The organism is Elstera litoralis (genome assembly GCF_000963705.1).
In the GTDB taxonomy this organism is placed as follows: Bacteria; Pseudomonadota; Alphaproteobacteria; order Elsterales; family Elsteraceae; genus Elstera; species Elstera litoralis.
In genome coordinates this window covers 1-815 of sequence record NZ_LAJY01000937.1, presented here as the reverse complement: position 1 = coordinate 815, position 815 = coordinate 1, and the positions used below count along the sequence as shown (strand labels likewise).

General features: G+C 42.8%; 1 protein-coding gene. It reads left to right on the top strand.

The features are described 5' to 3' along the window. The coding region (repC, locus tag VZ95_RS20820) for a replication protein C, IncQ-type (protein ID WP_156995514.1) at positions 1-706 on the top strand (706 nt) is incomplete at its 5' end. Positions 707-815: the final 109 nt, after the last annotated feature.

Genomic DNA, 815 nt, shown 5'->3' with positions numbered 1-815 from the left:
GAAATCGAAATACGATCATCGACCACATTATATCGGTCGCACCTATTTCTTCTTTTTCTATAACGCTTTGCAAAATTGCGTCGGAAAAGGCGTTATTAGAATCAGCGAGAATGACCCGCTTATTGCAGCGATGCGCGGAGTTGGAGAGTTTTCACGAGGTGCAAAAAAGATAACAACGAGAATATCGTTACGAGATATTGCAAAGAAATTAGGAAGGTCAACGGGAGGTAAATCATTAGAGCTTATTATGTCTTATCTCCGTGATCTAGCATCAACGACTATATTTATTCGTTGGCAGAATGAGAAAGGAAAGAAGGAGGAGTATAGCAGCGCTTTGATTGGCTTTTATCGTGTGGACGATGAACTATCGATATCGTTCCACACTTTCCTTTCTCTGATTATATCAGGGGACTGGAAGTATTATAATTCGATAACGTGGAGTGAGCTTGAATCACTTAATAACGATAATGATAAATTCCTATTAGCAGCGTTATCCAGCCGGATAATGCCGGGTAATAAGCAAAAGATAAAAACCGGAACACTCTGGAATGATTTGTTCGGTGGTGAAGAAGTGAACGAAAAGACAGAGTATAACCGACGAATCGAGATGATCGAGGGGTTCAAGAGCCTCCGAGAAATCGGGTGGAAGATTGAGCTAAACGGATCAACTTTTGAGATTACCAGACCTGGGATTAACAGTGTTTAGTGCGCGGTTTGAGGTAACATCCTCGGGTGTAAAGTACGCACCTCAACATAGGTTGCTGCGTACCTTGCACCCGAAACCTGCGTACCATGCACCCGAAACCTGCGTACCT